General features: G+C 64.7%; 19 protein-coding genes and 1 tRNA gene. 8 read left to right on the top strand and 12 right to left on the bottom strand.

Annotated features, from left to right (window positions below; translation table 11 throughout):
• Positions 1-576 precede the first annotated feature (576 nt).
• Together BM244_RS08585 and BM244_RS23065 are read right to left on the bottom strand one after the other, a co-directional pair.
• The gene (locus BM244_RS08585; RefSeq protein ID WP_175518136.1) at positions 577-1,128 is read right to left on the bottom strand and encodes a hypothetical protein; all 552 of its coding nucleotides are present in this window, start codon (positions 1,126-1,128) and stop codon (positions 577-579) included.
• Positions 1,129-1,297: 169 nt separating this feature from the next.
• The gene (locus BM244_RS23065) at positions 1,298-1,450 is read right to left on the bottom strand and encodes a hypothetical protein (protein WP_175518135.1); all 153 of its coding nucleotides are present in this window, start codon (positions 1,448-1,450) and stop codon (positions 1,298-1,300) included.
• 304 nt (positions 1,451-1,754) lie between these two features.
• Here BM244_RS23065 and BM244_RS08580 point away from each other — a divergent pair, with 304 nt between their 5' ends.
• Entirely contained in the window at positions 1,755-2,471 is a 717-nt protein-coding gene (locus tag BM244_RS08580) for a hypothetical protein (RefSeq protein ID WP_093398533.1), read from the top strand.
• Positions 2,472-2,573: 102 nt separating this feature from the next.
• Here BM244_RS08580 and egtD read toward each other — a convergent pair whose 3' ends face one another.
• The 4 genes from egtD to BM244_RS08560 all read right to left on the bottom strand — a co-directional run bounded on the left by egtD (position 2,574) and on the right by BM244_RS08560 (position 5,831).
• Positions 2,574-3,551 (bottom strand): L-histidine N(alpha)-methyltransferase, encoded by a 978-nt coding sequence (egtD, locus tag BM244_RS08575; RefSeq protein WP_093398532.1) that lies wholly within the window; start codon positions 3,549-3,551, stop codon positions 2,574-2,576.
• Positions 3,551-4,819: an ergothioneine biosynthesis protein EgtB gene (gene egtB / locus BM244_RS08570; protein WP_093398531.1), complete on the bottom strand. Its 1,269-nt coding sequence runs from the start codon at positions 4,817-4,819 to the stop codon at positions 3,551-3,553. The genes egtD and egtB overlap by 1 nt, the downstream gene beginning before the upstream one ends.
• A gap of 48 nt (positions 4,820-4,867) precedes the next feature.
• Positions 4,868-5,452 carry a cob(I)yrinic acid a,c-diamide adenosyltransferase gene (locus BM244_RS08565; RefSeq protein WP_093398530.1) on the bottom strand — a complete coding sequence of 195 codons (585 nt, stop codon included), beginning with the start codon at positions 5,450-5,452 and terminating at the stop codon, positions 4,868-4,870.
• A gap of 148 nt (positions 5,453-5,600) precedes the next feature.
• Positions 5,601-5,831: a twin transmembrane helix small protein gene (locus tag BM244_RS08560; RefSeq protein WP_056052241.1), complete on the bottom strand. Its 231-nt coding sequence runs from the start codon at positions 5,829-5,831 to the stop codon at positions 5,601-5,603.
• A gap of 83 nt (positions 5,832-5,914) precedes the next feature.
• Between BM244_RS08560 and BM244_RS08555 the strand changes: the two genes are divergently transcribed.
• A complete protein-coding gene (locus BM244_RS08555) occupies positions 5,915-6,265 on the top strand; it encodes a DUF3147 family protein (RefSeq protein ID WP_093398529.1) in 351 nt (116 codons plus the stop codon).
• A 306-nt stretch (positions 6,266-6,571) separates the two neighbouring features.
• Here BM244_RS08555 and gluQRS read toward each other — a convergent pair whose 3' ends face one another.
• The gene (gluQRS, locus tag BM244_RS08550) at positions 6,572-7,405 is read right to left on the bottom strand and encodes a tRNA glutamyl-Q(34) synthetase GluQRS (protein WP_093398528.1); all 834 of its coding nucleotides are present in this window, start codon (positions 7,403-7,405) and stop codon (positions 6,572-6,574) included.
• A gap of 89 nt (positions 7,406-7,494) precedes the next feature.
• Between gluQRS and BM244_RS08545 the strand changes: the two genes are divergently transcribed.
• The 3 genes from BM244_RS08545 to ppc all read left to right on the top strand — a co-directional run bounded on the left by BM244_RS08545 (position 7,495) and on the right by ppc (position 11,242).
• The gene (locus BM244_RS08545) at positions 7,495-8,061 is read left to right on the top strand and encodes an HNH endonuclease (protein WP_056052248.1); all 567 of its coding nucleotides are present in this window, start codon (positions 7,495-7,497) and stop codon (positions 8,059-8,061) included.
• 25 nt (positions 8,062-8,086) lie between these two features.
• The gene (locus BM244_RS08540) at positions 8,087-8,461 is read left to right on the top strand and encodes an EF-hand domain-containing protein (RefSeq protein WP_093398527.1); all 375 of its coding nucleotides are present in this window, start codon (positions 8,087-8,089) and stop codon (positions 8,459-8,461) included.
• A gap of 105 nt (positions 8,462-8,566) precedes the next feature.
• On the top strand, positions 8,567-11,242 hold the full coding sequence (ppc, locus tag BM244_RS08535; protein ID WP_093398526.1) for a phosphoenolpyruvate carboxylase: 2,676 nt from the start codon (positions 8,567-8,569) through the stop codon (positions 11,240-11,242).
• A gap of 151 nt (positions 11,243-11,393) precedes the next feature.
• Here the strand turns inward: ppc and BM244_RS08530 are convergent, their stop codons facing one another.
• Both BM244_RS08530 and BM244_RS08525 read right to left on the bottom strand, forming a co-directional pair.
• Complete coding sequence (locus BM244_RS08530; protein WP_093398525.1) at positions 11,394-11,786, bottom strand: acyl-CoA thioesterase; 393 nt, start codon at positions 11,784-11,786, stop codon at positions 11,394-11,396.
• Positions 11,783-13,837: a S9 family peptidase gene (locus BM244_RS08525; RefSeq protein ID WP_093398524.1), complete on the bottom strand. Its 2,055-nt coding sequence runs from the start codon at positions 13,835-13,837 to the stop codon at positions 11,783-11,785. Before BM244_RS08525 ends, BM244_RS08530 begins: the two co-directional genes overlap by 4 nt.
• Before the next feature lie 619 nt (positions 13,838-14,456).
• On the opposite strand from BM244_RS08525, the gene BM244_RS08520 reads away from it, so the two are divergent.
• Positions 14,457-16,265: an aminopeptidase P family protein gene (locus BM244_RS08520; RefSeq protein WP_093398523.1), complete on the top strand. Its 1,809-nt coding sequence runs from the start codon at positions 14,457-14,459 to the stop codon at positions 16,263-16,265.
• Positions 16,266-16,271: 6 nt separating this feature from the next.
• On the opposite strand, the gene BM244_RS23060 is transcribed toward BM244_RS08520, so the two are convergent.
• The gene (locus BM244_RS23060; protein WP_175518134.1) at positions 16,272-16,409 is read right to left on the bottom strand and encodes a hypothetical protein; all 138 of its coding nucleotides are present in this window, start codon (positions 16,407-16,409) and stop codon (positions 16,272-16,274) included.
• Between the two features lie 89 nt (positions 16,410-16,498).
• Here BM244_RS23060 and BM244_RS08515 point away from each other — a divergent pair.
• Positions 16,499-16,573 (top strand) — tRNA-Thr (locus BM244_RS08515).
• A gap of 427 nt (positions 16,574-17,000) precedes the next feature.
• Here BM244_RS08515 and BM244_RS08510 read toward each other — a convergent pair.
• Positions 17,001-19,286, bottom strand: coding sequence for a TonB-dependent receptor (locus BM244_RS08510; protein ID WP_093398522.1), 2,286 nt, complete (start codon positions 19,284-19,286; stop codon positions 17,001-17,003).
• A 345-nt stretch (positions 19,287-19,631) separates the two neighbouring features.
• Between BM244_RS08510 and BM244_RS08505 the strand changes: the two genes are divergently transcribed.
• On the top strand, positions 19,632-21,215 hold the full coding sequence (locus BM244_RS08505; protein WP_217649106.1) for a carboxylesterase/lipase family protein: 1,584 nt from the start codon (positions 19,632-19,634) through the stop codon (positions 21,213-21,215).
• 261 nt (positions 21,216-21,476) lie between these two features.
• On the opposite strand, the gene BM244_RS08500 is transcribed toward BM244_RS08505, so the two are convergent.
• Positions 21,477-23,744, bottom strand: coding sequence for a beta-glucosidase family protein (locus BM244_RS08500; RefSeq protein WP_093398521.1), 2,268 nt, complete (start codon positions 23,742-23,744; stop codon positions 21,477-21,479).
• Positions 23,745-23,848 lie beyond the last annotated feature (104 nt).

The following is a 23,848-nucleotide window of genomic DNA, read 5'->3' as shown; positions in this document are numbered from 1 at the left end:
AACGCAGATGCAGCTACCATGATTGGCAGCACGACAAGGGAAATGACGAAATAATCTCGGCCCCTTCCCGGATTATACCCGCTCGGTGGCGGCCCAATTGCTGCCTTGAACTTCCTTCGTTGCCTCTTGCCCACATCGCCTCCACTTCGACTATCGGAGGCATGGTAGTCGGTTCAGCAGAATGTCCGCAATTGGGCGTTAGCGGAATGGCCGGTATGGGAAGGAAAGCGGCCTAACGTTGGCCCCGTGCTAACGCACCAAAATTGCGATTGCTGGCGCGAGCAGAGCATAAGCCGCAACGACTGCCCTCGTACTATTGGGATATCCCCTGCGAGCTAGAAACCAGCCGAACAACAATGGTATAGTCAAAAGCCCGAGCATCAGGGGGCCGCTTATATGGCGGGCTACAGGGCGAACTCGGTGATCATCATTGGGTGTTGTAGTATCAGGCACGCCACCTTTTAAGCATTAAGCTACGATGTCCGCAATTGGGCGATTGCGGAACGGCCGCTTTGAAGCGGAAAGCGGACGTTTTACAGCGCTTCGGTCGAGGTGGCAGCCTGACGAATATGTCCGTCAGCAGGATACCGAAACGGGCAAGCGTCGTCGAAGCCAGTCGGCAATTTGTAGTGCTTCGGGCGCGTCGACATGGGGAGCCAGGTGGATCGTTTCGGCGCCGTAGTCGAAGCGAACGGTGCCCCATTGTTGCTTCGTGAAAGGTACATACTGGGCTCCGTCAGTATCCTCTCCGGCCCATTGGGACATATCTATCCGCAGATTGTCGATCATGCGGGTGTCATACCGCCACGTACGTGCAAACGGGCCAGCACGTCTTGTGATCGCCAACTCGCCGTGATGTACCCGAATGATGTCGACGCCGACGAGTTGACCTACGAGTAAAACCGCTGTTGCGGCCAACACCAGCACGAATACGACAAGCCAAGCTAGCGTCATCGCATCCTGATAGTGGCTGATTACCGCCTTGCTGCCGCCCCAAGCCCAAAAGAGCAGCCAGATACTCAGGACTGCCGATCCGACCCACGCCTTCTGTGCCGGGAGCCGAAGATGCTCGACGCCGTCCTTCCACTCGACACGAAATTTGGGTCGACCTGTTTCCACACCATTCACATCCGGCCTGTTCGACGCCAGTCTTGTTATGAGCGCCAACGGTTAATACCGAATGAGCGAGATACCGGCCAAGTCCTCCGGCATAAGCGGAATGACCGGAATCGGGAGAGGAAAGCGGTCAGGCTGCTTTAGGCCCCAGGTAACCGACAATGCTCGAAATTGGCCCGGCTTAGCGCCCGCCGACGCCATCCCGGAAGCCATGATCAAAGTCGCGAACAGCGTCTTTCAAGCCAGCATATTGCGTGATCGCCACGACGACGATGACTGCTGCAATCAAGAGGTGCCTTCTTCCAGTTCGGCGACGTTCATCGGCGGCGTTCATGGGACTAGTCCTCGCTCGTAAAACTACCTGACCCTATGCCCGAGCCAAATCGAAGGCAACCGACCCAGCGGCCGATACAGCGCTTCACGCGCACAAAATCGCCGACATCACGACCTGGTGCGCCAAGTCAACGCCCCAATAAACGGTGCGAAGATCCAATGACTTACCCCCACCTCGAATGTCTTCGATACACTAAACCCAAAATGACTAGATCAATTGTAAGTCTTACTACGTTGATCATCTTGATTAGCTTATGATAAGCGCCCTCGAAGGTGGATGGGGATCCACCGTACATGGGGGCACAATGAAGACTTTGTTTATTTTCAGTGCGTTAGCACTGACGGCGACGCCTGCGTTCGCGAAACTCGAGATCAAGCCGGCGCCGACATCTACGCAGGTCGTTCGCTTCGATCGCGGCGTGCCGACGATCGAGGAGGACCTGCCCGATCAGCAGGCTGCCGTCCGCGTCGTTCCCCTGCCGGGTCTCGATCACGGAAGCCTGACGTTCCGGGTCGCGGTGTACAACAAGTCGAAAGCGCCGATCAACGTCGGCGTCGAGAACATGTCGTTCTTCTATGGAACCGAAACGCTGCCTGTCTTCACCAAGGAACAGGTGGAGTCGAAGACCAAGAAGCGCGCGATGTGGTCGCAGATCGGCTACGCGATGCTCGCGGGTGCCGCCGCCGCGGCGCAGAACAACAACACGACGGTGACGACCTACGCACCGGGCGGGCGCGTCTACCGCACGGTCATCGATCGTCCCGGTCTCAGCGATGGACAGCTCGCATCCGTTGCCGCCGGCGGTGGTGCGATCGCGCTGAGCCAGATCGGCCTGAACAAGACGCTGGAGATGCTCGACGACGAGTATGTCCAGACGACCACGCTCGACCCGGAGAGCGGGTATGGCGGGCGCATCATCTGCTCGAAGCTCAAGACGGCGAAGGTCGGGGAAATGGTGGTTCTCGCGGTCGAACTGAACGGCGAGAAGCACCTGTTCCAGTTCCGTGTCGAGAAAGCCTGACCGGATATAACGAAAGCGCCTCGTATCATTCGGATACGAGGCGCCGGATCTGCCCCCCCTAACGCCTGCAACCTCTGGCCAAAAGCGTGGCGGGTCCGCCGCTCAGGGCGCGGGCCGCTCCACCTGCGCCTCGGCGAGATACACGCCGAACAGTCCCTCGGGATCGGTCCACGCCGCCACCGGCGTCCACCCGCCCGACCGCAACAGGATCCGGGCATCGCGTGCGCCATATTTATGCGAGTTCTCGGTGTGGATCGTCTCGCCCGCGGCGACCTCGAACGATCGCCCATCGACGGTAAACGCGACATCGCGCACCGCTTCCAGATGCATCTCGATCCGCGCGCGATCGTCGTTCCAGACCGCCTTGTGCCGGAACGCGTCGACCGGGATATCGCCGTCCAGTTCGCGGTTGATCCGCTCGAGCAGGTTCAGGTTGAACGCCGCCGTCACGCCCTGCGCATCGTCATACGCGGGCACCAGCACGTCTTCGCCCTTGATCCGGTCCATCCCGATCAGCAGCATCGCGCCGACACCGAGCGACGACCGCATCGCGCGCAGCAGGTCGACCGCCATCAGCGGGATCATGTTGCCGATCGTCGACCCCGGAAAGAAGCCGAGCTTGGGCGTATCCGCGATCGTCTTCGGCAAGCTCAACGGCCGCATGAAGTCCGCCTCGAACGGCAGCACCAGCAGGTCGGGAAACTGATCGCCCAGCACCTTCGACGACTCACGCAGGAAATCACCCGAGATATCGATCGGCACATAGACCGACGGCGCGACGGCATCGAGCAGGATCGGCGTCTTGGTCGACGATCCCGAGCCGAACTCGACGACCGCACGGCCCTCGCCTGCAAGCGTCGCCACTTCGGGGCACGCCGTCTCCAGGATCGAACGCTCGGTCCGCGTCGGATAATATTCGGGCAGATCCGTGATCTTCTCGAACAGCTCCGAGCCGCGCCGATCGTAGAACCAGCGCGCCGGGATCGCGCGCGGCCGCCGCGCAAGCCCGTCCAGCACGTCCGCACGGAACTGCGGGTCGGCGAGCGTCTGCTGGCCGTCCTCGATCTCAGGCTTCAACATCAGATATCTTTCGCGAGACGCACGCCGGTGAACTGCCACCGTTGATGCGGATAAAAGAAATTGCGGTAGCTCGCGCGCGCGTGCCCGCGCGGCGTGGCGCAACTGCCCCCGCGCAGAATAAACTGCGAACTCATGAACTTGCCGTTGTATTCACCCACGGCGCCAGCTGCCGTCACGAACCCAGGATACGGGCGGTAAGCGCTGCCGGTCCACTCCCAGACATCGCCGAAAAACGCCGGACCATTTGCCGCTGGCCGAGGCTCGACCGGCCCAGCCACGTCCATCTGGTTGCCGCCGTTCGCGTCGTGCGAGGCCGCCGCCGCCTCCCATTCGAACTCGGTCGGCAACCGTGCGCCGGCCCAGCTCGCATACGCATCCGCCTCGAAAAAACTCACATGCGTCACCGGCGCCGCCGGGTCGATCGCGCGGCGGCCGTCGAGCCCGAACCGCGTCCAGCCCGCCTCGCCCTGCTCCCAATAGAGCGGCGCGACGATGCCCTCGGCCTTCACCCAAGCCCAACCATCCGCCAGCCAATGCCGCGCCTCGGTATAACCGCCATTGGCGATGAACGCCGCCCATTCGCCGTTCGTCACGGTCCGGTCCGCGACCGCATGCGGCACCAACAAAGCCGCGTGACGCGGTCCCTCGCAATCGAACGCGAAGCCGTCGCCGTCATGCCCGACCTCGACGATCCCGCTCTCGCGCGCGATCCAGTTGATTGGCCCCGGCATCTCGACCGGCACTTTCCGCGGCGCCGGCCACATCGCCGGCTCCAGCGGGTTTTCCGAAAACATGTGGAGGATGTCGGTCACCAGCAATTCCTGGTGCTGCTCCTCGTGATGACACCCGAGCGCCACAAGCGCCTGCGCATCCGCCGACAGCCCAGGCAGCGCGTCGAGCAACGCCGCATCGACATGCGCGCGGTACGCCCGCACCTCGTCGAGCGACGGCCGCGTCACCATACCGCGCCGGTCGCGCGCATGACGCCGCCCCTCCGCCTCGTAATAGCTGTTGAACAGGAACGGAAAACGCTCGTCATGCAACGCATAGCCAGCAACGTGATCGCGCAACACGAACGTCTCGAAGAACCACGTCGTATGCGCCAGATGCCACTTGGTCGGCGACGCGTCGTCCATCGACTGCACCGTCGCATCTGCATCCGACAGCGGCGCGGCGAGCGCCAGCGTCAACGCGCGTACGGCAGCGAAACGCTCGCTCAAATCCGACGAAAGGGCAACGTTGAGATCGGGACGAACAGGCTGCGGCATCGATTATCCTTCAACGCGTCGCCCGGTACCGCAACGCTCGAACGCCGATCACGCCTGCGCGCGCGTAGCCCCCGGTCGCCATAGAACGTCGCCGGCGCCGTTTTGGTTCACCGCCCGGGACGCCACGAACAGGAAATCGGATAGCCGGTTAACATACGCTAATGCCGCGGGATTCAGCGGCATATCGTGCGTCGCCGCGACCGCGGATCGCTCCGCGCGCCGCGAAATCGCCCGCGCCAGATGCAGCGCGGCAGCCTGCGGCGATCCGCCCGGCAGGATGAAGCTCCGCAACGGCGCGAGATGCGTGTTCATCGCATCGATCTCGCGTTCCAGCCGCTCGACCTGCGCCGGCACGATCCGCAACACCATCTCCGACGGTGCAAATCCGTCGTCGGTCGCAGGCGTCGCGAGGTCGGCACCAAGATCGAACAGGTCGTTCTGGATTCGCTCCAGCGCAGCGGCGAGCGGATCGTCGCCAAGCGCCACCACCGCCACGCCGATCGCCGAGTTCGCCTCGTCGACATCGCCAATCGCCTGCATCAGCGCACTCGCCTTCGACACGCGCGACCCGTCGACCAACCCCGTCGTGCCGTCGTCACCGGTTCGCGTGTAGATCTTGTTGAGCTTGACCATCGGTCGATTCCTTCTGTCCGACCATGCTGAGTCACAAGTCCGTCACCCCAGCGAAAGCTGGGGTATCCCTCGTGGCTCGCGACATCCGCCTAACGTCGAGATCCCAGCTTGCGCTGGAATGACGGTGGTTAGCAAAGCGCGTTAGACCCTAGTTCCGCCCTGCCGCGAACAGTATCACCACCACGATCAGGATCGCTAGCGCCTGGAAGAAGATCCGCTGCTGCATCATCCGATTCGACTTAAGCGATGCCGCGCTCGGCCCGTTGCCATCACGGACCTGCGCCGTGCCCTCCTGCAGGAACGACACGACGCCCCGCACCAGGGCCACGACGGTCGCGATCATCGCCGCGATCAGGAGGATGACGAGGAATGTGTTCATGAAAGGAATGTAAGCGCACCGGATGCTGCTAGCAATGGCCGTAGCAGTGTTGCGGAACCCTTCGTGATGCGTGCAAATGCTGCATGTTATACTTGACGCTGAAAGCCGTGATTTCCGGCATTCTTATCGCCGCCGCGTCGGAGATCGCCAAACGCTACCCCGGCTTTGGCGCACTCGTGGCGTCGCTGCCGCTGGTGTCGGTGCTCGGCATGATCTGGCTCTGGCGCGACAAGCCCGACCCGCGGACGATGGCGGCGCATGCCGGCGCGACCTTCTGGTACGTGCTGCCGTCACTGCCGATGTTTCTGCTGATCCCGGCGATGCTTCGGCATGGTGCACCGTTCTGGGTGTCGCTGGTGGCGGGGTGCGTGCTGACGATCGCGCTGTATGCGGCGATGACGTGGGCTGCGCCGAGGTTGGGGATCGAGCTTTAGCGCGCCAATTAGAACACCACCCCGGCGAAGGCCGGGGCCCAATTGGGAAAGCCAAGGTTACGAAGCGATAAGCCTCATCATAACTGTCCCCCAATTGGGCCCCGGCCTCCGCCGGGGTGGTGGTACTGGTAGGACACCGCGCTTCCTCCTTGTTTCCCCGCGAAGGCGGGGACCCAGACTGGGCTCCCGCCTTCGCGGGAGAACAAGGAATTGCAGGCTGCGCTGTGTTGGCGACCGCACCGTGTTCGAAGGATATTGGCACCAATCCGGTCATGCGCTCACCGTGCCCCCGCTAGCCGATCGCCATCATCCCCCACTCCGTACCCGAGCCGCCAACGCCACCCCATCCTCCCCCGCCGCCCGCATCTCCGCCAGCGACACCGCCCCATCCCGCTTAGCCAACCGCCGCCCCGCCGCATCCACCACCAGCGGATGATGATGATACGCCGGCACCGGCAACCCCAGCAAAGCCTGCAACACCCGGTGCACGTCCGTCGCCGCAAACAGGTCCACCCCGCGCACCACGTCCGTCACGCCTTGCGCCGCATCGTCCAGAGTCACCGCGAGATGATAGCTCGCCGGCGCATCCTTCCGCGCCAGCACGACATCCCCCTGCGCCAGCGGATCGGCGACAACCGTCCCGGCAATCGCATCCTCCCACGCAAGCACGCCCGTAATCGCCACAGCCTTCGCCATGTCGAGCCGCCAGCAATGCGCCACATCCCCCCGCGCAGCGACCTCGTCCGCGCTCTGGCCCCGACAGATCCCCGGATAGACCGGCCCGACATCCCCCTGCGGCGCCGACGCGCTCGCCGCAATCTCCGCCCGCGTACAGAAACAGGGGTAAACCAGCCCGCGCGCCTTCAACGCCTCCAGCGCAACATCATACGTAGCCAGCCGTTCCGACTGGAACACCAGCGAGTCCCACCGCAACCCAAGCCACGCCAGATCCTCCAAAATCCCCGCCACGAATTCAGGCCGGCTCCGCGTCCCATCGATATCCTCGATCCGCAGCAGGAACCGCCCGCCCCGCTCCCGCGCGTAATCGTGCGCGCGGATCGCGGACACCGCGTGGCCCAGATGCAACCGCCCCGTCGGGCTCGGTGCGAACCGCGTTACGACCGGTCCGTCGCTCAGCATGCTTGACCGACCGCCACGCGGCGTGCTGTCATGGCGGTGTCATCGCTGTCGTCCATAGGGCGCTCTGCGAAGCCTGAGTGGGAGGAGCCGTGTTTCACCCCGATCTGATGCGTCATCCGGATGGTTGTCCGGCGCTCGTGCTCAATGCCGATTATACGCCGCTTTCCTACTATCCGCTCAGTGTCTGGCCGTGGCAAACCGCGGTCAAGGCGGTGTTCCTCGACCGCGTCGACATCGTCGCCACCTATGAACGCGAAGTGCGCAGCGCCAATTTCGCGCTGAAGCTGCCCTCGGTGATCGCGCTCAAGCAGTTCGTCCGACCGTCGCAATTTCCCGCCTTCACCCGCTTCAACCTGTTCCTGCGCGACAAGTTCACCTGCCAATATTGCGGCAAGCTGCGCGATCTCACCTTCGACCATGTCGTGCCGCGCGCGCAAGGCGGTCGTACCACGTGGGAGAACGTCGTCACCGCCTGCTCGCCCTGCAACCTCAAAAAGGGCGGGCGCACGCCCAAACAGGCGGCGATGCCCCTCCATATTGAGGCGATCCGCCCGACCAACTGGCATCTGCAAGAACACGGCCGCAGCTTCCCGCCCAACTACCTGCACGACACGTGGCACGACTGGCTGTACTGGGACATCGAACTCGAGGCCTGACGGCATCGATACGACGGGAGATACTATGCAGGTGAAACTGGTAGCGGCGCTCGCCGCGACGGGAATTCTGGTGTCCGCGTGCGGCGACAAGGACGCGCAACGCGCGCAGGCCGACGCCAACGCGGTCGGCTTCGTGCCGCCCTCGGTAACCTCGCGGCTCGATTTCGGCGCCAGCATGGAACGCCGCTTCCGCACGCTCGACCGCAACGGCGACGATCGGGTCACCAAGGACGAACTCCCCTCGCCCAACACGCGCATCAAGGCGTTCGATCGCAACAAGGACGGCGTCATCACCGCGATCGAGTGGAGCGAAGGCACGCTCGCCTGGTTCGACAGGATGGACCTGAACCACGACGGCACGGTTACCTCGGAAGAGCGCGCGGAGTCGCGTAAGCGCTGATCTCCGCAACAATATGTCGCGTAAAGCTCTAAGTAAGCGACTATTTAAGCGTGTCGTGTGGTGTTCGTAGTTGACCTGATCCCTGCCGCAGCGCAGCAGGGAATCATGGCAAGCCTTCCCGCAATCGCGAACAATTCCGACATCCGCTTCCTCGGCAAACTGCTCGGCGACGTCATCCGCGCCTATGGCGGCGAGCGCCTGTTCGAAGCTACCGAGACGATCCGCAAGGCGTCGGTCGAGCGCCACCGCGACGCCTCCGAAGGCAAGCCCGGCGACGATCGCGCAGTCGATCTCAGCCTCGAGAAGCTCAGCCTCGACGAAACGCTCGATTTCGTCCGCGGCTTCATGCTGTTCTCGATGCTCGCCAACCTCGCCGAGGACCGCCAGGGCATCGCCGCGGAAGACGGCGCCGATCTCGCCTCCGCGATCGCCCAGCTCGAATCCGAAGGCATCGACCGCACCCAGATCCGCACGCTGCTCGACCACGCGCTGATCGCCCCCGTGCTCACCGCGCACCCGACCGAGGTGCGGCGGAAAAGCATGATCGACCACCGCAACCGCATCGCCGAGCTGATGGGCCTGCGCGATCTCGGCCGCGACACCACGCCCGACGGCGACAGCGTCGACGACGCGATCCTCCGCCAGATCGCTTTGCTCTGGCAGACGCGCGTCCTGCGCCGCGATCGGCTATACGTCACCGATGAGGTCGACACCGCGCTCAGCTACCTGCGCGACGTGTTCCTCCCCGCGCTCCCCGCGCTCTACCAGCGGTGGGACCGCGCACTCGGCGAACGCACGCCCAGTTTCTTGCGCCCCGGCAGCTGGATCGGCGGCGACCGGGACGGCAACCCGTACGTCACCGCCGACTCGCTCAAGACCGCGCTGTCGAAGGCGAGCGAGGCCGTACTCGGCTACTACTGCGACGCGGTGCACGCGCTCGGCGCGGAACTCTCGATCTCGACCGAACACGCCCCCGCCGATGCCGCGGTGCAGGCGCTTGCCGATGCCAGCGGCGACGATGCCGCCAGCCGCAGCGACGAGCCCTATCGTCGCGCGCTCTCCGGCATCTACGCCCGCCTGTCCGCGACGCACGATGCGCTCACCGGCAAGCACGCCCCCCGCCCCGGCCGCCTCGTCGGCGAGCCCTACGCCAACCCCGCCGACTTCCGCGCCGACCTCGTTACGCTCGCGCACGGCCTCGGCATCGCGCTCAAGACCGGCGGCGCGCTCGGCCGGCTGATCCGCGCGGTCGAGACGTTCGGCTTCCACCTCGCCACCTTGGACCTCCGCCAGAACAGCGCCGTCCACGAACGCGTCGTCGCCGAACTGCTCAAGGTCGCCGGGGTCGAGGACGATTACCTCACGCTCGACGAAGACGCCCGCGTCGCGCTGCTCCGCCGCGAACTCGCCAACGCCCGCCCCCTTACCTCGCGCTTCGCCGAATATTCGGAGGAAACCGCCGGCGAGCTCGCGATCGTCCAGGCCGCCGCCGACGCGCACGCCGCGTACGGCCCCGCCTGCATCACCAACTACATCGTCTCGATGGCGCAGTCGGTCAGCGACCTGCTCGAAGTGAACCTCCTGCTCAAGGAAGTCGGCCTCTACCGCCCCGGCGACACGCCGACGGCAGCGATCATGGCGGTCCCGCTGTTCGAGACGATCGGCGATCTCGAGGCCGCCCCCGCCGTCATGACCGCCTGGTTCGCACTCTCCGAGATCGCCACCATCTCCAAGGCACGCGGCCATCAGGAAGTGATGATCGGCTATTCCGACAGCAACAAGGACGGCGGCTACCTCACCTCCACCTGGCAGCTCTCGAAAGCCTCGACCGCGCTCAAACCTGTCTTCGCAGCCGCCGGCGTCGGCATGCAGCTGTTCCACGGTCGCGGCGGCGCAGTCGGGCGCGGCGGCGGCTCGGCGTTCCGCGCAATCCGCGCGCAGCCCTCGGGCACCGTCCAGGGCCGCATCCGCATCACCGAGCAGGGCGAGGTGATCGCCGCGAAATACGGCACGCGCGACGCCGCGATGACCAATCTCGAAGCGATCGCGTCGGCCACGCTACTCGCCAGCCTAGAACCCGAACGCCTGTCGAACGCCGACAACGCGAGCTTCTCGGCCGCAATGGACACGCTCAGCGACACCGCGTTCCACAGCTACCGCGACCTGGTTTACGGTACGGAGGGCTTCCGCACCTTCTTCCGCCAGATGACGCCGATCGCCGAGATCGCCGGCCTCAAGATCGGCAGCCGCCCCGCCAGCCGCACCAAGTCCGACCGCATCGAAGACCTCCGCGCGATCCCCTGGGTGTTCAGCTGGGCGCAGGCGCGCGTCATGCTCCCCGGCTGGTACGGGGTAGGCCGTGCGATCGCCGATTTCGAGGACAAGGCGCTGCTGAAGGACATGGCGCAGGGCTGGCCGCTCTTCGCCTCCGCGCTGGCGAACCTGGAGATGGTGCTCGCCAAGTCCGACATCGGCATCGCCGAACGCTATGCCGGGCTCGTGGAAGACGACAAGCTCCGCGAAATCTTCACCACGATCCGCGACGGCTGGCACCAGACGCATGATGGGCTTCTGCAAGTCACCGGCCAGTCCCGCTTACTCGAAAAGCACCCCGCCCTAGACGCCTCGATCCGCCTCCGCCTCCCCTATATCGAGCCGCTAAACCTCCTCCAGATCGAACTGATAAAACGCCGCCGAGCAGGCGAGGACGACCCCCGCATCGGCGAAGGCATCCTCCTCTCCATCAACGCCATCGCCACCGCCCTAAGAAACAGCGGCTAAAAACTCCCTCGCCCCTCCGGGGAGAGGGAAGGGGCCCGCCGCGCTTGCGGTGGGAAGGGAGAGGGGCGTGAGGCTAAGAACGCCAACTCCCAACACCCCTCACCCTTCCGCGACTACGTCGCTCCCTCCCTCTCCCCGCAGGGGAGAGGGACTAGGAGTAAAACGGCGCAGCCACATCCTCGCGCACCCGCATCAACCGCCCGGTCGCCCGATCCAGCAAAGCCCAGGTCGTAACCGCCTCCAGCTTAACCCGCCCATCATCCCCGACAAACCGAACATGCCGATCGAACCGAGCCCCCTTCGGCGCCCCCTCGACCCACGTCTCACCAACGACCGTTTCCCCCGAGACAACACTCCCGCGGTAATCAATCTCATGCCGCGTCACGACCCACACATACGCCAGCTTGTGCTCAGCCGGCGCCACCGCCTCCCAATGCGCGGTCGCGATGGCCTGGATCCACTGCACCCAGACCGCATTGTTCACATGCCCAAGCTCGTCGATATCCGCGTCCTGCGCCGTGATCGAGAGCGTGAACCGGCTCACCCCGCGACGCCCAGCTGCCACAGCACGAACGCATGCTCCTCCGCGCCCTCACGCAGCGATTCGAACCGCCCCGACTTGCCGCCATGTCCCGCGCCCATGTTGGTCTTGAGCAGCAGCACATTGTCGTCGGTCTTCATCAACCGAAGCTTAGCCGCCCACTTCGCCGGCTCCCAATAGGTCACGCGCGGATCGTTCAGCCCGCCGCTGATGAACATCGGCGGATAAGCCTGCGCCTTCACGTTGTCGTACGGCGAATACGACCGGATCAGCGCGAACGCAGCCTCGTCCTCGATCGGATTACCCCATTCGGGCCATTCGCCCGGCGTCAGCGGCAAGCTCTCGTCCAGCATCGTGTTCAGCACGTCGACGAACGGCACATCCGCGATCACCGCACCCCACAGCTCGGGATCCGAATTGACCACCGCCCCCATCAGCTCGCCGCCAGCAGACCGCCCGGCGATCGCGATCTTCCCCGCCGACGTCCACTGCGCGTCGACCAGCGCCTTCGCCACATCAACGAAATCGTTGAACGTGTTCGCGCGCTTCTCCAGCTTGCCATCCAGATACCATTGCTGGCCCAGATCGTCGCCGCCGCGGATATGCGCGATCGCATAGGCGAACCCGCGATCGAGCAGGCTCATCCGCCCGGTCGAGAAGCCCGGCGGGATCGCATAGCCGTACGCGCCATACGCATAGAGGAACAACGGCGCAGACCCGTCGCGCACGAACCCCGCCGGATACACGATCGAAACCGGAATCTCCGTCCCGTCCCGCGCGGTAATCTTGAGCCGCTCGGTCGCGTATTTCGCCGCATCGTAGCCGCTCGGGATCTCCTGCACCTTGAGCATCGTCCGCTCACCGGTATCGACGTCATAGTCGTACACCGTCCCCGGCGTGACCATCGACTCATACCCGAGCCGCAGCACCGTCATGTCGTACTCGGGATTATCCCCCAGCCCGGCGACATAGCTCGCCTCGGGGAAGTCGATCCGCTTGCCCTCGGTCGGCGTCTCGTACCGGTGGATCGCGATCTGATCGAGACCGTCCTCGCGCCCATCGACGACGAAGAAGTCCTGATAGCACTCCACGCCGGTCATATAGAAATGCGGCGACGCCGGAATCAGCTCGCTCCACGCATCCGGCTCCTCGACCAGCGCGGTGCACAGCCGGAAATTCGGATCGACGTCGTTGGTATGGATGAACAGCGTCCCGTCATGCTCGTCTACATCATATTCGCGGCCCACCTTCCGCGCCGAAACGAGGATCGGCACCGCCAGAGGCTCGTGCGCAGGCAGCAGATACAGCTCGCTCGTCACATGATCGCTGGTCGCAATCACGATCCACTTGCGCGAACTCGTCTCCCCGACGCCGACGCGAAAGCCCTCGTCCTCCTCGTGGAACAGCACGACGTCCTCGGAGATCGGCGTCCCCAACCGGTGGAACCGCGCATTGTCCGTCCGCCACTGCTCGTTCGCCAGCCCGTACAAAAAGCCCGCATCGTCCGCGGTCCAGACGATCTCGCTGAGCATCCCCGGGATCACATCGGGCAGGTGCTCGCCGGTATCCAGGTCCTTGACCCGAACCTCGAACCGCTCGCTCCCATTGTCGTCGATCGCATAAGCGAGATAGCGCCCGTCATTGCTGATCGAGAACGCGCCGAGCCGGAAATACTCATGCCCCTCCGCCAGCGCCGGCTCGTCGAGCAGCAGCTCGTCGCCACCGCCGGCCACAGGCTTGCGCCACCATTTCTTATACTGCCCGCCAGTCTCGTACGCAGTCCAGTAGAGCCAGTCGCCATCCTTCTGCGGCACCGAGGATTCATCCTCCTTGATGCGCGCCTTCATCTCTTCGTAGATCGTGTCGGTGAGCGCTTCGTGCGGCGCCATCTGCGCTTCGAAATACGCATTCTCGGCAGCGAGATACGCGAGCACGTCGGCGTCATCGACCTCCGGATAGTTCGGGTCCTTCAGCCACGCATACGGATCCTCGATCTTCACGCCATGCGTGGTGAAGCTGTGCGGGCGCTGTTCGGCGATGGGGGGCGTGGTCATGCAGCGGTGTTAGCCGTGCGGGGGGAGGAAGCCAAACGCTGCGGCGTTGGGGAGCGATCGATAAAGACCGCCCACCCCACCCCACCACCCCGGCGAAGGCCGGGGCCCAATTGGAAAGGTCGCAGTAACTGCGCGCAATCCCTCGTTACCATCGTCCCCCAATTGGGCCCCGGCCTCCGCCGGGGTGGTACAAAACTTCGGTGGCGCCCCTAACCCTGTTTCCCCGCGAAGGCGGGGACCCAGTCTGGGCTCCCGACTTCGCGGGAGAACAAGGAGCAGGAACGCGCGATAGCCGCTAAGAACACCACCCCGGCGGAGGCCGGGGCCCAGTTGGAAGGGTCACCGTAACGAATCGCGGTCCTCAGCCATCGCCGCTCCAACCAGCCACGTCCTACCTCGGGAAAATGGTCGAAAGTACCGCCAACGCTGCAAGCGCATTCCCTCCCCCGCTGTCCTACACATCTGCTTTCTGTCACAACGCTCGGCATGAACCATGACCGCCGATCCACGCCCATACCGATGCCGTCGCACCCGTCCGCAACGCCCACCGGATGCAAGTATTGAAACCTCGCCAGCGTCTGCACTCTCTATACTTCACTTTTGACGAGAGACCGAACCGATGATCCCGACCGCCCGCTTAGCCGACCGCCTCGCCGCCCTCCGCGCCCAGCTAAACACCGATAATCTCGATGGTTTCGTCATCCCGCTCACCGACGAACACATGAGCGAATATGTCGGCGGCTACGCACAGCGCCTCGCCTGGCTCACCGGCTTCGGCGGCTCGGCCGGCACAGCCGTCGTCCTCGCCGACCGCGCCGCGATCTTCACCGACGGTCGCTACACGATCCAGGTCCGCGAACAGGTCGACGGCGCGCACTGGGCGTACGAACCCGTCCCCCAGACCAGCCCCGCCGCCTGGCTCGCCAAGCACGCCCCCGAAGGCGGCCGCATCGGCTACGACCCGTGGCTCCACACCGGCACCTGGGTCGCGGAAGCCACCACAGCCCTCGCGGAACGCAGCGCGACGCTGGTAGCGGTCGACACCAACCCCATCGACGCGATCTGGACCGACCGCCCCGCCCCCTCCCCCGCCAAGCTGACCGTCCAGCCCGACCAGTTCACCGGCGCCTCCTCTGCTGAAAAGCGCGCGCGCATTGCCGACTGGCTCTCCGAGCAGAACGCGGACGCGGTCGTTCTAACCGCACTCGATTCGATCGCCTGGGCGCTCAACGTCCGTGGCGGCGACGTCGACCACACCCCCGTAGCGCTATCCTATGCGATCGTCGGCGCCGACGGCACGACCGACCTGTTCGTCGCCCCCGATAAGCTCGACGACGCAGTCCGTCAGCATCTCGGCAACGCGGTCCGCCTCCACGACCGCACCGCCTTCGCCGCCGCCCTCGCCACCTATGCCGGCAAGCGCGTCGCCGCCGACCCCGAACGCGCGGTCGCCGCAATCACGCAAGCGCTCCAGGCCGGCGGCGCAAAGATACTGCCGCTGCGCGACCCCGTCGTCCTCGCCAAGGCAATCAAGAACCCCGTCGAGATAAACGGCCACCGCGCCGCCTCCGCCCGAGACGGCGCCGCACTCGCGCGCTTCCTCCGCTGGGTAGAAACCGAATGCGTAAAGGGGGAGCAAACCGAACTCAGCGCCGCCGCCAAGCTCCTCGCCTTCCGCGAACAGACCGGCGTCCTCAAGGACACCTCGTTCGACACGATTTCCGCCACCGGCCCGCACGGCGCGATCCCGCACTACCACGTCACCGAGGAATCGAGCGCGCCGATCGAACCCGGCCAGCTCTACCTGATCGACTCCGGCGGCCAATATGCGGACGGCACCACCGACGTGACGCGCGTCATGCCGATCGGCGAACCCACCGAAGAGATGCGCGACCGCTTCACGCGCGTCCTGAAGGGCCATATCGGCATCGCCACCGCCGTCTTCCCCGACGGCACGATGGGCGGCCAGATCGACGCCTTCGCCCGCCGTCCGCTGTGGGAGGCCGGCCTCGATTTCGCGCACGGCACCGGCCACGGCATCGGCGCCTATCTCGCAGTCCACGAAGGCCCGCAGCGCATCGCATCGCCGAACTATCCCGGCGGCGCGGCGATGGAGCCCCTGCGTGCCGGCATGATGCTCTCCAATGAGCCCGGCTACTACAAGGCAGGCGAATACGGCATCCGCATCGAGAACCTGATCCTGATCGAACCGCGCGCCATCCCCGGCGCCGACCGCGAGATGCTGGGCTTCGAGACGCTCACCTTCTGCCCGATCGAACGCACGCTGATCGAGCCGGCGTTGCTGACCGCGGAAGAACGCCACTGGGTCGACGACTATCACGCACGGGTGCTTGAGGTTCTAGCTCCCGAAATGACCGACGCGGAAGATCGCGCCTGGCTCACCGCCAAATGCGCACCATTGTCTTAAGGGCGCTCAACGAGAAGGCTCGTCCTTCACCGCAGGCGCAGCCCCCACGGCACGCGCCTGCGCCTTCCGCCGCCGCAGGTTCTCGCGCAGCGCGGCGGCCATGCGCTCGGCCTTCTCCGCCGCCTTTCGATCCCGATCATCCATAAATATGCCCTACATTGCGGCGCGGTGCCTTGACAATCATCCCGCCCTCGTCTCTTAGCCCCACTCCGCCGGCAGCGATGCCAGCGAGTGCTGCCGTAGCTCAGTGGTAGAGCGCATCCTTGGTAAGGCTGAGGTCGTGAGTTCAATCCTCACCGGCAGCACCATTTTTTCAGTAGGTTCGCCCCTTCCCAAACGGGAAGGGAAGGTATTCGGCCGGCGCGTAACGCGGGACGACAACCGGCACGACAGGGCGTCGGCGTTCCGAGGGAAGCTGAGGCTGGGCCAGTGGTGGCGCATATGTGCCGACGGCACGGAACACCGTGCGCGACCTCTTGAGCGCGGACACACAGCGGCGAGCCGGCATAACGATCAACTGCAAGAAGACACCGCAACTCTACCGCAGGGAAGGTCCGAAGGTGCGCCGATCAGCAGCCAGAGTTCGTAGCCGAGGCACGATGCTGCACAGGACGCAGCGTAGGCAAAAAGCTAGGCTTGGAAGGCGTGCTCGGTGATCGCCGAAGCCGCCGCGCAGTCACAGCCGCCGCCGGGACGGCACGCCTTCGGCGGCGGCGACTGGTCGATATAGCGCGTTTAGAACCGGAAGCCCGTCCGCACGCCATAGGTGCGTGGGTCCTGCAACGAAACGCCACTATACGTGCCCGACGATGCCCCCGATACCACGATGCTGTTTTCCACGTTGCGCACGAAGCCTTGAAGATACCAGCGCTCGCCCGGTGCGTTGTAGGTGAGCGACAGGTCGGTCTTGGTGAAGCTGGGCTGGCGGAACTGGTTGAGCGTACCCAGAGCCGACAAATAGTAGCTGTCGCTGAGGCGGGTGCGTGCCGACGCTTGGATGTTACCGCCGCCCGCCAGCGGAACGGTCTGCGTGATCCCCGCTGTCACCGTCCATTCGGGCGACCGGTCGAGCTTCCTGCCGGCAAAGCTGACGGTCGGTGTCGGGAAGAAGTTCGTGTAGCGCGCGTTCAACCACGAGGCCGATGCGTCGAAGCGCGTGTTCGGACCTGGGTTCACGACCGTTTCGAGCTCGACGCCGTCGACTTTCGCCTGGCCGGCATTGGTGGTTACCTGGCACGGGCCGCCGCAGATCGTGGAGAGCTGGCTCAGCTGGATGCCCGCGAAGTCGTAATGGAAGCCCGACAGGTTCACGCGCAGCACGTTGCCCGCCAGATGCGTCTTGATGCCGCCCTCGTACGACGTGATCGTCTCCGGATTATAATAGAGCGCGGTTTCGCTCAGCGTACAGCCGGTGCCCGTTCCCGCCTGGCAACCATCGTTGAACCCACCCGCCTTGTAGCCGGTCGAGACGACCGCGTAGAGCAGGCTGCGTGAATTCAGGTCGTAGTCGACGCCACCGCGATAGGTGACCTTCGAAAACGTCCTCGCCGCATTGTTGACCGTGCTCGAATCCCCCACGCCGGTGCAGGCGACCGATCCGCAGATGACGGTCGCGCCGATCCGCGCCTTCTCGTCGTGCGAATAGCGGACGCCGCCAGTCACGCGAAACCTGTCGGTCAGCTTCAGCGTCGCCTGGCCGAAGCCGGCAAGCGATTCCGATTTCACGTGACGCTGCGGGAAGCCGAAGACGTAGCCGGGAGCGCCCGGCGTGGCGTTGAGCAGGCCGAAGATGTAGTAATTCTGGAAGCCGGTCTCGTGGAAATAATAGCCACCCGCCTGGATCGAGAGCGGTCCGACGTCGGTCGACAGACGCAGTTCCTGGCTGTTCTGCTGGTACGCGGCATCGTCGCGCGACGGATAGACGGTTAGGCCGGTACCCGGCGTCACGCTCAGGTCTTCGCGCCGTTCGAACTTCCTGTAGGAACCGAGATAGTTGAGCGTCACTCCGCCAAAGTCGTAGCTGAAATCGGCCAGCACGCCGTAGATGTCGTTATCGCGGCCAAGCTTGGTCGTATAGGGTGAGACGACGGTGCGCTGGGCCGTATTGCCCGAGACGGGATTGTAGACCGGATCGACGCCGACCGTGTTGTATCCGGTGAAGAAATTGCTCGCGAGAACAGTGTTCAGCGTCTGTCCGCCCACATGCGAATAATCGCCTACGATCAGCAGCTTGGCCGGCCCGCTCGACCACGACGCCGACAGCCGTCCAGACACGTTGTCGCGGAACGGACTGAGATCGGTACGGACGCGTGGCCCGGACTCGAGGAAGCTGTCGCGGCGGTCGTAGTTGAACGCTGCGCGGACGGCGATGGAATCCGAGAGCGGCACGTTGATCATGCCCGTCAGCAGGCGGCTGTCGTAATTGCCATAGCTCGCGTCGAGCGAAGCCTCGAAGCGATTGACGGGATGGTTGGTGATGACGTTGATCAGACCAGCGGTGGTGTTGCGGCCGAACAACGTACCCTGCGGACCCCGTAGCACCTCGACGCGGGCGATGTCGTAGAAGCTCACCTCCTGCGTTTGCGGGCGCGCGATATAAATGCCGTTGGTCATGAATGCGGCGGACGGATCGCCCTTTTCGGTGCCGTCGGTGCTCGTGATGCCGCGGATCGTGATCTGCAGGCCATTGCCGCGATCGATCGAAAGGTTCGGCACCTGCTCGCCGAGCGTGGTCGGGTTCGTGATGCCCGCTGACAACAGCGCCGTACCGCTGATCGCGGTGAGCGCGATCGGTGTCTTGGAGGCGAGCGATTCGTTTCGGTTGGCGGTGACAACAATATCGCCCTCTGTCGCCTGCAATGCGCTGTTCGATTCCGCCGGGGTCGCAGAGGCCGGGGCGGCACCGGCCTGCTGCACGCTCTGGTCCGGAAGCGTCGACGGCGGCCCGAGTTGTTGGGCTGCTACCGGCGGCGCAAGGAAAGCGATCGCGGAAACCCCACATACCAACAACAGCTTGCTCATCGTTATCCCCTCCTGATCGGCGTGGACTTTGCATCCCGCTCGTCGTTGAATAGTGTCGTCTGTGCAGCGTCATCACGCCACATCACCTCGACCTGCCATCGTGTTCACACGCGCAAGGCTATCAGTAAAATACAAATCCGTGATCGATCGATATAATATCCGGATAGTCCAGCATGCAGTATGCGAACGGATAATGCTTCACTGGAAGGTTCCTCGCCTGTCGGTGAAAGGCGCCACAATCGGCCCCAATCGATCACATTTCGGCATGATGCGATCAGGAAACTCGCATTGCCGGGCGCGCGAAGCCGGGGCATCTCTTGCGGTCAAAGATAATCGGGAGAGACAATGGTGCGGACGGCTTCGATCATATCCATCACGACGTCGCTGATCGCGATGATTGCCGCTGTCGACGCAGCGGCGCAGCGGCCGACGCCGCCGATCACGATCGCCGGCGGGTCGGTCACCGGCATCGAAGATAAGGCGGTCATCGCGTTCAAGGGCATTCCTTTCGCCGCACCGCCGGTGGGGCCGCTCCGCTGGCGTGCGCCGCAACCGGTACGGCCCTGGTCGGGGGTTCGGGCCGCAACCGCGTTCGGCCATGACTGCATGCAGCTGCCGTTCCCCAGCGACGCGGCACCGCTTGGTGCGACCCCGGCGGAGGATTGTCTGGTCCTGAATATCTGGCGTCCCGCGGCGCACGCCAAGGCACGGCCGGTCGTCGTCTGGATCTATGGCGGCGGGTTCGTCAACGGCGGGTCGTCGCCCGCGGTCTATGACGGTGCGGCGTTCGCGCGGCAGGACGTCGTGTTCGTCAGCTTCAACTATCGACTTGGTCGGTTCGGGTTCTTCGCGCATCCCGCGCTCAGCGGCGCCAATGAGGGACCGCTCGGCAATTACGGACTGCTCGATCAGATTGCCGCGCTGAAATGGGTGCAGGCCAACATCGCCAAGTTCGGCGGCGATCCTGCCAAGGTGACGGTGATGGGCGAGTCCGCGGGCGGCTCTTCGGTGTTGAACCTGATGGCGTCGCCGATGGCGAAGGGCTTGTTCCAACAGGCGATCTCGATGTCGGGCGGTGGCCGCAAACTGGTCGGCGGCGTGGCGCTGCACGCGACCCGGCCGGGCGAGGTGTCGGCCGAAGAGATGGGCATGAACTTCGCGCAGAGCGTCGGCATCGCCGGCACCGATGCGAAGGCGCTAGCGGCGCTGCGTGCGTTACCGGCAGAGCGGGTGCGCGGCGACATCAACCTCGCGAACCGCGGTCCGGTCGACAAGCCGACCTATGTCGGTGGGCCGATCGTCGATGGCCGGATCGTGGTGGGTACCACCGATGGCGCGATGCGAGCAGGCACGGCGATGAGGATCCCGATGATGGTCGGATCGACCAGCGCGGATATCGGGTTCTTTTCGGAAAAATCGAAGGATGCGCTGTTCGCCGCGTTCGGCTCGCAGGCCGCCGCGGTTCGCGCGGCCTATGATCCCGGCGGTACGGCCGCCTTGTCGGAGGTCGGCCCGCAAGTTGCGCGCGATCGCCTGATGGTCGAGCCTGCGCGGTTCGTAGCGCAGCAAACCCAGCGCGTGGGTCAACCGGCATTCCTGTACCGGTTCGGCTATGTCGCGGCATCGATGCGCAAGGACTGGGCCGGTGCGCCGCACGCCACCGACATCCCGTATTTCTTCGACACCGTCGCAGTGAAATACGGCGCGGCACTGACCGCCGAAGACGCCAAGGCCGGAAAACTCGCCAACGCCTATGCCGTGAATTTCATCCGCAAGGGCGATCCGAACGGTGCAGGCCTACCGAAATGGTCTGCGTTCGACACCGCGAGGGACAATGTTCAGGTCCTCGATGCGGAAGGAAGTGCCGAAAACGTCGTCGACCCGCTGAAACCACATCTCGATGCCATCCAGGCGGCGGCCCCACAGTAAGTCGAACGCCCGGGCCGGCAGCGAAGCCGGCCCGGACCAGATCGTTGGGGCGGTAGTCGGCCAACAACCGCCAGTCGTCATACGAGTCGACCCGGTCACTCCAATCGAGGCCGGCAAGCGCCTTGCCGTCGGTCGTTGGGATCGATCCGCTCCTGCTGTGGACGGACGGATTGTCCTGCAATCCGTGGTCGCCAGTTGGACGGGCAATCCGGCTACGGAAATTGGCCGCCGATCAGCATCCCGATGAACGGCGGCCGCCGCTCATGGCCTGATCGCCTGCGCGGTTACCTGCATCGTCCCCGACAAGGTCGCCTCGCCTGCCTGCCGACCGACGGTGATCGCCACCGCCCCTGCCGGCACCGACCAGCCGGATCGTTCTGTATCGTAGCGCGCGATCAGCCGAGGATCGACGGTGACACTGACTTGGCGGGTCTCGCCGGGTTGCAACATTACACGCTGGAACCCGACGAGGCGGCGCATCTGCCCTACCGGCGCGGCATAGACCTGCGGCACATCGGCACCCGCGCGCGCGCCGGTGTTGGTGACCGAGAAGCGAATGACCCCGCCATCGACCTTCAGGCCGCGGTACGCGAACCGGGTGTAGGACAGTCCGTGGCCGAACGCGTATGCCGGTGTCGTGCCCTGGCGCTGATACCAGCGATAGCCGACGTCCGCGCCTTCGGGATATTCGACCGGGAACGACGGCACGCCACCGGTCAGGTCGACCGTGCTGAGATCGAGCGTGGCGGTCTTCGGCTTGGCCGCATTGCGCACCTCAGCGGCCTTAACAAGCGCCAGGCCGGGAATCGCCGGCCGCGGCGCCTGTCCGGTGCTGGCGGGAAAGGTGACGGGCAAGCGACCCGACGGGTTCACGTCGCCGACCAAGATCGAAGCAATCGCCTCGCCGCCCCTTTGGCCGGGATACCATGCCTCGAGAATCGCACCGACGCGGGGCGCCCATGGCATCGTCACGGGACCACCGGTTTCCAGCACCACGACGGTCTTCGCATTGGCCGCAGCAACCGCATCGATCAGCGCGTTCTGCGTTCCCGGCAGGTCCAGCGTGTCAACGTCCTGCGCCTCGGTCCGCCACTGCTCGCCGAACACGATCGCGATGTCGGCCGCGCGCGCCGCGGCGGCAGCGGCCTTCACGTCGGTCCCGTCGACATAGGTTACCTGCGCCTGCGGCAGGCGCGCCTTGATCGCCGCAAGTGGCGACGACGCGTGATAGGTGACGCGGATAAATCCGCTCAACGGTCCGCCGCCGGGCATCGGCAGTTCGAGCGGCACACCGCCAACCGAGCGGACCTGCGACGATCCACCGCCCGACAGCACTCCGACATCGGCATGACCGCCGATCACCACGATCTTCTTCGCGGTGGCGGCGAGCGGCAACAGGTCGCGCTCGTTCTTCAACAGCACGATCCCGGCCTCGGCAGTCGCCTGCGCGATCTTGGCGTTGGCGGCGTAATCGATCGGCTGCGGCACCGCGGGAGTCGGCCGGTCCAGCAGGTCGTGCACGATCATCGTCCGCAGGATACGTCGGACCATATCGTCGAGCCGCGCAGGCGGCACGGTGCCCGCGGTGATCGCGGCCTTCAGCGGCGCACCGAAAAAGATCTGCTTGTCGAGCTCCTGGCCCGATTCCTGGTCGAGCCCTGCAGTTGCGGCCTTGACCGTCGAATGCACAGCGCCCCAATCCGACATGACCCAGCCGGTAAAGCCCCAATCCTTTTTGAGGACGGTATTCAACAGGAAGTCGTTCTCGCAGGCATAATGCCCGTTCACTTGGTTGTAGCCGCACATTACCGAACCGGGTTTGCCCGCCTCGATCGCCATCTCGAACGCCAGCAGGTCGCTCTCGCGCATCGGCGCTTCAGCCATCGTCGCGTCGAGCACGTTACGGCCGCTTTCCTGTGCGTTCAGCGCGTAATGCTTGATCGTCGAGACGATGCCGTTCGACTGGATGCCCCTGATCGCCGCGCCTGCCATGACGCCGGTCAGCAGCACGTCCTCGCTCAGATATTCGAAATTGCGGCCATTCCACGGATCGCGGATCAGGTTGGCGCCGCCCGCCAGCAGCACGTTGAAACCCTTCGCGCGGGATTCGCCGCCGATCATCCGCCCGCCGGCCTCGGCGATCGCCGGATCGAACGTGGACGCGGTCAACAGGCTGCCGGGCAGCGCCGTCGCGACGTCGCCCTTGCGCATCTCGCCGCCATTCGCGACGCCCAAGCTCGCATCGCTTTCGTACAGATCGGGAATGCCAAGCCGCGGAACGCCCGGCACATGCCCCGCGCCGATCCGCTTTTCGTCCGGGTTGGTCTTCTTGAGCGCGGAGCCGAACGTGCCGTTCACCATCGCGATCTTCTCGTCGAGCGTCATTTGCGCGAGGATCAGCATGGCGCGCTCATCCGGCGTGCGGCTTGCGTCCATCCATGCCCGTGCAGGGGGCGTCTGCGCTGCCACGGGTACGCTCAACATGAGCGCTGCTACGCCAACCCCATTCCGCCAGATCGTTCTCGTCATATGCCTCTCCCGTTTTTTCTCGCTTGCGCCCTTATCGAAGCCGCGCGATGATTTAAGAAATAGAGATTGCCGATCGATCAATCCAGATTTCTGATTGCTCGGTT

The sequence above is a fragment of the Sphingomonas sp. OK281 genome, assembly GCF_900115295.1.
Lineage (GTDB): Bacteria > Pseudomonadota > Alphaproteobacteria > Sphingomonadales > Sphingomonadaceae > Sphingomonas.
The sequence above is the reverse complement of the archived record's forward strand: the minus strand, read 5'-3'. Positions and strand labels throughout refer to the sequence as shown.